General features: G+C 67.7%; 7 protein-coding genes. 5 read left to right on the plus strand and 2 right to left on the minus strand.

Annotated elements, in window-relative coordinates:
- The first annotated feature begins 12 nt into the window (after positions 1-12).
- A complete protein-coding gene (locus DQ229_RS14330; protein WP_114966951.1) occupies positions 13-1,620 on the plus strand; it encodes a thiamine pyrophosphate-binding protein in 1,608 nt (535 codons plus the stop codon).
- Between the two features lie 304 nt (positions 1,621-1,924).
- Entirely contained in the window at positions 1,925-2,623 is a 699-nt protein-coding gene (locus DQ229_RS14335) for an NnrU family protein (protein ID WP_114966952.1), read from the plus strand.
- Between the two features lie 2 nt (positions 2,624-2,625).
- On the opposite strand, the gene DQ229_RS14340 is transcribed toward DQ229_RS14335, so the two are convergent.
- On the minus strand, positions 2,626-4,125 hold the full coding sequence (locus DQ229_RS14340; RefSeq protein ID WP_114966953.1) for a UbiD family decarboxylase: 1,500 nt from the start codon (positions 4,123-4,125) through the stop codon (positions 2,626-2,628).
- 126 nt (positions 4,126-4,251) lie between these two features.
- Between DQ229_RS14340 and ubiT the strand changes: the two genes are divergently transcribed.
- From ubiT to ubiV, 3 genes are read left to right on the plus strand one after another with little or no spacing between them, the layout of a single operon-like run.
- Complete coding sequence (ubiT, locus tag DQ229_RS14345) at positions 4,252-4,788, plus strand: ubiquinone anaerobic biosynthesis accessory factor UbiT (protein WP_114966954.1); 537 nt, start codon at positions 4,252-4,254, stop codon at positions 4,786-4,788.
- Positions 4,789-4,792: 4 nt separating this feature from the next.
- A complete protein-coding gene (ubiU, locus tag DQ229_RS14350) occupies positions 4,793-5,770 on the plus strand; it encodes a ubiquinone anaerobic biosynthesis protein UbiU (RefSeq protein WP_114966955.1) in 978 nt (325 codons plus the stop codon).
- 19 nt (positions 5,771-5,789) lie between these two features.
- Positions 5,790-6,758 (plus strand): ubiquinone anaerobic biosynthesis protein UbiV, encoded by a 969-nt coding sequence (gene ubiV, locus DQ229_RS14355; RefSeq protein WP_114966956.1) that lies wholly within the window; start codon positions 5,790-5,792, stop codon positions 6,756-6,758.
- Here the strand turns inward: ubiV and DQ229_RS14360 are convergent.
- Positions 6,710-7,453, minus strand: a complete 744-nt coding sequence (locus DQ229_RS14360) for an IclR family transcriptional regulator (RefSeq protein ID WP_238381102.1) — start codon at positions 7,451-7,453, stop codon at positions 6,710-6,712. The two genes, ubiV and DQ229_RS14360, sit on opposite strands and share 49 nt — an antisense overlap.
- Positions 7,454-7,559 lie beyond the last annotated feature (106 nt).

Raw genomic sequence — 7,559 nt, forward strand, 5'->3', positions numbered from 1 at the left:
ACGGAGCCTTGCATGAACTGTTCGGAAAAGATCGTCCGCTATCTCTCGGCCGCCGGGATCGAGCGCGTCTATGGCTACCCCGGCGACCCGAGCGTGCCGTTTCTCGAAGCCTGCCGGCGCGAGAACATGGAGTTCGTCCTGGCCACGCGCGAGGGCACCGCGGGGTTCATGGCCGAGGCCTACGGTCAGATCACCGGCAGGCCGGGCGTGTGCCTGTCAACACTGGGGCCGGGGTCATCGAGCATGGTGAACGCGGTCGCCACGGCGCATCTGGACCGGGTGCCGATGATCGCCATCTCGGGCCAGATCGATACCGCGCGGCTGCCGTATTTCACGCATCAGGTGCTCGACCATACTCAGCTTTTCGCCCCGATCACCAAGTGGACGGCCTCCATCGCGCCCAAATCGCTCGACACGATCATGCGAAAGGCGCTCAGAACCGCGGTGGCCGAGCGGCCCGGCCCCGTGCATCTGAGCACCCCGGCCGATCTGGTGGGCGCCGACGCGGGCGAGGGCGAGGTACAGTTGCCGCCGCTGGCCGCCGCGCAGGAAATGGTTGCTGCCTTCGCGGTCGAGGGGGCGCCAGACCTGAACGCGGCCATGCGCGCCGCGCGCCGACCGATCATTCTGGTGGGGATGGCTGCGCTTCGTGCGCCGGGGGCGGGGGCCGCGATCACCCGTCTGGCCGAGCGGCTTGGCTGCCCGGTGGTGTCTTCGCCGATGGCCAAGGGTGTGTTCGATGAAACCCACCCGCTTTTCGCCGGCACGCTCGACATGGCCTGCAACGGGCTGATGTGGGATTTCATGAACTCCGCCGACCGGATCATCAACATTGGCTTCGACGGAGTCGAACTCATCAAGCCGTGGAGCCCGCAGGCGCCTGTCCTGCACATCGATGCCACGCCCAACACCGATCAGATATATCTGGCCGATATCGAACTGGTCGGGCCGATCGCGCAGGTGATCGAAGGGCTGGTCGATACGCTGCCCGGTAGCGCAACCTGGTCCGAAGCCGAGATCGCCGCACATCGCAAGGCGCTGCGGGCGGCCTATCAGGACGGGCGCGTCGCGGGGCGGCTCAACCCCTCGGATCTGGTGGACGTGGTGGGCGCCGCGCTGCCCGATGCCTGCATCACAAGCGATGTGGGCTCGCACAAGCTGCTGGTCGGGCAGGGCTGGGTCGCGCGCAGCGCCAGGAGCGTGCTGATGACCAACGGCCTTTCCTCGATGGGCTATTCGCTACCCGCCGCCATTGCGGCAAAGCAGATCCTGCCCGAGCGTGACGTGGTCTGTTTCACCGGCGATGGCGGTTTCGCGATGGTGCAGGGCGAGTTGCGCCTTGCCGCGACGCTCAAGGCCGGGGTGGTCGTGGTGGTGTTCTGCGACAACTCGCTCAACCGGATCGAACTCAAGCAGCAGGCGCGGCAACTGCCCAGCTTCGGCACCCGGATCGAGGCCACCGACGTGCCCCGCGCGGCCGAGTCGATGGGCTGCGAGGGCGTGCGCGTGGACACCATCGCAGAGCTTGAGAAGGTGCTGGCGAACCGGCGCGGCGATGCGACCGTGCCGCTGGTCATTGCCGCCCATATCGATCCGGCGCAATACGCGGCGCAGTTCTGAAAGGCCCGGCAAGACCCGCCCCGCCCCGGACAGGGTCAGGGCTATCGCATTTGGAATCTGAGTACGTCGAAAGGAGATCAAAGGCTTCTGCATGACACAGGCCCTTGCCCAACGGCCCGCCCGGCGGCAACGCCGGGCAGCGCCTGCCTGCCCCCCGGCAGGCGCTGCCCTCGGCCCTCTTCTCGGGCCGTGTTCTGCAGAGGCCGCTCAAAAGCGATTCCCCTGCGGGCAGGGTTGCCACAATTGACAGATATCAATTCCGCTGCCTTTCTTGGGCGAGGGCAGGATACCCGGAGGGCGCAAGATGACAGGCTGGGCGGAATTTGCCGTGGCCCTGCTGCTGTTTCTGGCCGCGCATGTGCTGCCGGCCCGACCGCGGATCAAGGCGCTGGTCGTGGCGCGGATCGGGGCCGCGGGCTTTGGTGTCGTATACAGCTTGCTGTCGCTGGGGCTTCTGGCCTGGCTGATCGTGGCGGCGGGGCGGGCGCCCTATGTGCTGCTCTGGTCCTATGCGCCGTGGCAGGCCTGGGTGCCGGTGCTGGCAATGGGGCCGGCCTGCCTGCTGCTGGCCTTCGGGATCGGAACGCCCAACCCGTTTTCCTTCGGCGGCCGCGCCGACGGGTTTGATCCTGCGCGCCCGGGCATCGCCGGGGTCACGCGCCATCCGGTGCTGTTGGCGCTGGCGCTTTGGGCCGGGGCGCATATGCTGCCCAACGGCAATCTGGCGCATGTGATCCTGTTCGGGCTTTTTGCAGGTTTCGCGTTGTTCGGCATGGTGATGATCGACCGCCGCAAGCAGCGCGAGTGGGGGCAGGCCCGTTGGCACGAACTGGCACGCGCGACATCGCTCTGGCCCGGTGCCGCCCTGTTCACAGGGCGCTGGCGGCCTTCCGGCCTGCATCTCTTGGCCGTGCGGCTGGTGACGGCACTGGTTTTGTATTTGGCGCTGTTCCATCTGCACCGGCCGGTGATCGGCGTTGCGCCGCATCCGCCCGGTTTCTAGCGTTACCTGGCGCCCGTCGGCGCCTGCAGCCCGCCAAGAAGTTCCTCGGCAAAGGCTTCGGCCTCGGGCGACAGCGCCATCTTCTGCCCCCAGTCGCGCGTGGTCTCGCTGCCGATCTTGGCGGTGGCGTCGATACCGATCTTGCCTGCCAGCCCCTCCAGCGGCGAGGCGAAATCGAGGTAATCCATAGGCGTGTGGTCGAGGATCATCACATCGCGCGCCGGGTCCATGCGCGTGGCCAGCGCCCAGGCGATGTCCTCCCAGTTGCGCACATCGATGTCGGCATCGGTGACGATCAGCATCTTGGTATAGCTGAACTGCGCCAGCATCCCCCAGAGCGCCATCATCACCCGCCGGGCCTGCCCCGGATAGCGTTTGTCGATGCTGGCGACGGCGATGCGGTAGGAGCAGGCCGCCGGGGGCAGCCAGAGGTCGCGGATCTCCGGTATCTGCTGGCGGATCACTGGCAGCACCAGGTCGTTGAACACCGCGCCTATCACCGAGGGTTCGTCCGGTGGCCGCCCGGTATGGGTAGAAAGGTAAAGCGGCGTAGTGCGATGCGTGATCGCGGTGACACGCATCACCGGAAACGGCTCGGCGGGATTGTAATAGCCGGTGTGGTCGCCAAACGGCCCCTCGGGCGCGGTTTCGCCGGGGTGAATCCAGCCTTCCAGCACGATCTCGGCGCGCGCGGGCACCAGCATCGGGATGCTCCGCGCCGGGGTCAGGTCGGCCCGGCTGCCGCGCAGCACGCCTGAGAATGTCAGTTCCGACACGGTTTCGGGCAGCGGAAGCGCCGCCGACAGCAAAAGTGCGGGGTCGGCACCCAGCGCCACGGCAACCGGCATGGGTTCGCTGCCCCAACTGCGCTGATGGGCGGCCCCGCCGCGATGGGGCAGCCAGCGCAGGATCACCCTGTCGCGCGCGATCACCTGTGCGCGATACACCCCTGCGTTATACTGCACGGCGGAATCGGGCGCGCTGCCGCGGGCGCGGGTCAGCACCACGGGCCAGGTGATCAGCGGCCCGGCATCGCCCGGCCAGCAGGTCTGCACCGGGAACACGCCCAGGTCTGGGGCCTCGCTGACCTCCTGCTGCACCGGGGCGCGGCGCAGCAGGCGCGGCCGGGTGGCCAGCGCGGCGCGCAGCATCGGCCAGCGCGACAGGGCGTCGCGCATCCCCTCGACGGGCGCGGGCGCGCGGAGGGCGGCGAGGAACTCACCAAGTTCCGCGATCCCTTCGGGTGCAATGCCCAGCCCCGCCGCCACACGATGGCGGGTGCCGAACAGGTTTGCGATGACCGGAATATCGGCCCGCGCCCCGTCGGGCAGCACTGGCGCATCGAAGCGCAGCGCCGGGCCGCCCTGCCGCAGCACCCGGCTTTGCACGGCGGTCATCCGCTCGTCGGTGGAAACGGGCGTGCCGATCCGCAGCAGGTCTCCGCCAGCCTCAAGATGGGCGAGAAAGGCGCGCAGATCGGGAAAGGCGGGCTGGGTGCGAATGGCGGCCTCCTGTGCTGTCGCCTGGCCGTGATATCAGCCGGACCGCGCACAAGACTTGACATATATCAACCACATGGCGCGCCCGACCGGGTATCAGGGGGTAATCCGGCCATGGATGGAGGGGGTATGTCCGACTCTGCCGCAATGATTCCGATCCTGCCGCGCCCGCTTGCGGCGGGCTTGGGGATGCTGCCTCTGGCGCCGCTGGGCTATCCGCTCTCGACGCTCATGCGTCGGGTCATCGCCCGGAATCCGGGACTGATCGAGCGGCTGGGCCCCTATCGCGCGTGCCGTTTTGCCATCGATCCGACCGATCTGCCCTGCACGCTTTTGCTGCATCCCGATCCGGTGCGCGCGCATGTCAGTGTGCATTCCCGCCCACCCGAGGCCGAGGTGCGCATCGCCGGGCCGCTGGCGGCGCTGATCGGTCTGGTGCATGGCGCCTATGATGGCGATGCGCTGTTCTTCTCGCGCGATCTGGTGATCGAGGGGGATACATCGGCCGCGCTGGCGCTGCGCAACGCGATCGACGATGCCGAACTCGACCTCGCAGCCGAGCTTGCGCTGCTGGCCGGGCCGCTCGGCCGGATGCTCGACCCGCTGATCGACATGGTCGCGCGGGCCAGCGGCGTGAGCCTGCGCAGGGTAGAGCAGAATGGCTGAAATGATGGAACTTGTCTGCCCCGCCGGAACGCCCGCCGCCCTGCGCGCAGCGGTCGAGGCGGGTGCGCACGCGGTCTATTGCGGCTTTGCCGACGAAACCAACGCGCGCAATTTTCCGGGGCTGAATTTCTCGCGCGTCGAACTGGCCGAGAGCATCGCCCATGCCCACCGCCACGGAGCGAAGGTGCTGGTCGCAATCAACACCTTTCCGCGCGCCGGCGCCGAAGAGACATGGCACCGCGCCGTGGCCGATGCCGAGGCCGCCGGTGCCGATGCGGTGATTCTGGCCGATCTGGGGCTGCTGGCCCACACGGCCGAACACCATCCAGGCCTGCGCCGCCACCTGTCAGTGCAGGCGGCGGCCGCCAACCCCGATGCCATCAATTTTTATGCCGAAACCTTCGGGGTCAGGCGTTTCGTGCTGCCGCGTGTCCTGACAGTGGCCGAGATTGCCGCGATCAACCGCGAGATCGACGCCGAGACCGAGGTTTTCGTCTTTGGCGGGCTGTGCGTGATGGCCGAGGGGCGGTGTTCGCTTTCGTCCTACGTCACGGGCAGGTCGCCCAATGTCGATGGGGTCTGCTCGCCGCCCGATCATGTCAGTTATGAGGAAACGGATGGCGCGCTTGCGGCCCGCCTTGGCGGCTTCACCATCCACCGCAGCCCGAAAGGCGCGCCCGCGCCCTATCCGACGCTGTGCAAGGGCTGCTTCACCAGCGAGGGCGTGACCGGCCATGTTTTCGAAGACCCGGCCAGCCTGGATGCGTCCGAGTTGCTGTCAGCGCTGGCCGATGCGGGGGTGCGCGCGCTCAAGATCGAGGGGCGGCAGCGCTCGCGCGCCTATGTGGGGCAGGTGGTGCGCAGTTTCCGCGCGGCGGTGGAGGCCGTGGCCGCCGGCCGCCCGGTGCCGCCGGGCACCCTTGCCGCGCTGACCGAGGGGCAGGCCGCAACCAGCGGCGCCTATGCCAAGACCTGGAGGTGACATGCAACCCGACAGCCGGATGGATCTGACGATCGGCCCGAACCAGTACTTCTGGGATGCGGCCGTGTGGCAGGATTTCTACGCCCGGGTCGCCGATGAGGCCCCCGTTGAAAGGGTGGTGCTGGGCGAAATGGTCTGTTCCAAGCGGCTGCCTTTCTATCAGGCCCATATCCTGCCCGCCGCCGAGCGCCTGATGGCTGCGGGCAAGACGGTGGCGCTGACTACGCTTGCGCTGATCACGTTGCGGCGCGAGCGCAAGCTTGCTGCCGAACTGGCGGCGGCCGGGCTGGAGGTGGAGGTCAACGACCTGTCCGCGCTGGCCCATCTGCCCGAGGGAGCAGCCTTCAGCGTGGGGCCCATGGTCAATGTCTATAACGAGGGGACATTGCGCTGGCTGGTCGGGCGCGGCGCGCGGCGCGTCTGCCTGCCGCCCGAGCTGCCGCCGGCATCGCTTCCGGTTTTGGCCGGGGCCTGTGATGTGCCGCTCGAGGTCTGGGGCTGGGGGCGGCTGCCGCTGGCGATCTCGGCGCGGTGCTATCACGCAAGGCTGCATGATCGCGCCAAGGACAACTGCCAGTTCGTCTGCGACCGCGACCCCGACGGCAGGCCCGTCGATACGCTCGATGGGCAGCCATTTCTGGCAGTGAACGGGGTGCAGACGCTTTCGGCCGCTTGCGCCAATGCCGCGCATCAGGTGAACCGGCTGCGCGCAGCCGGAGTTTCGGCGTTGCGCCTGTCGCCCCATTCCGGGGATTTCGTGGCGCTGGCGCGCCTGTTCCGCGACCTTCTCGATGGCCGCATGGACGCGGCAGAGTTCAGTGCCCGCACCATGCCACGGGCGCCGGGTGGCCGGTTTGCCGACGGGTTCCTTACCGGGGCTGCGGGCGTGGCCTGGTCCGGAGCGCAGGTGCCGGATGCAGACCACCCCTCGCGCCGCGGTCAGGAGGCGGTGGCGACCGCCGCTGCCGCCTTGGCTGGAAAGTCATAGCGCCCGCCGAAGGTCCGGCTGAGCCGTTCCGCGGCGGGCCGTAGAAACTCAAGCTGGCGCGCGATGATCTCGTCATCGAAACGCGCGCGGGGGCCAGAGATCGACAGCACTCCGGCGATGTCGCCGCCGTGATTGAAAACCGGTGCTGCCAGGGCGGCGCAATCCGGGTCGGTTTCACCGTGCGAAACGGCATAGCCCTGTTCCCTGATGGCCCGCAGTCTTTCGTCAGGTGGTTGCCCGGCGGTTTCGAAGGCGCGGAAGACATGCCCGGCCGCGCCGCTGTCAAGCGGCAGCAGCAGACCGCTATGCACCCGGTCCAGTGTCGAATGGTTGGAATCGACCCGGAAGATGCACAGCCGGTGGTCGCGCCCGTGCCGGATATAGAATGAGGGGCTTTCGCTGCCCTTGCGGACCATCTCTTCCAGCACGGGAATGATACGCTCTTCCATCCGGTTGGCCCGCTGATAGACCGTGCCAAGCCGAAGCAGTGTCGGGCCAAGGTGGTAGCGTCCGTCCTCGAATTGCACGATGTAGCCGAATGTCTTGAGCGACCCGATCAGCCGCAGCGTGGTGCTCTTGTGCAACCCGGCGCGACGGGCGATCTCCGACAGGCTGAGCGGCTCGGTCACATTGTCGAAGGTCGCCATGATCGTCAGGGCGCGGTCGACGGCGGCAACGCCTTTTTCGTCACTCAATCCAGGTCTCCCAAACAGTTACCGCCATGCGGGCGGTTGCAGCTTACCTGCATACACCTGCCTTTGGTTGAAAACAAATCGCTTGCACAGGGTCACTGCGCCTTTA

The organism is Alkalilacustris brevis, from assembly GCF_003350345.1.
GTDB classification, from domain to species: domain Bacteria; phylum Pseudomonadota; class Alphaproteobacteria; order Rhodobacterales; family Rhodobacteraceae; genus Alkalilacustris; species Alkalilacustris brevis.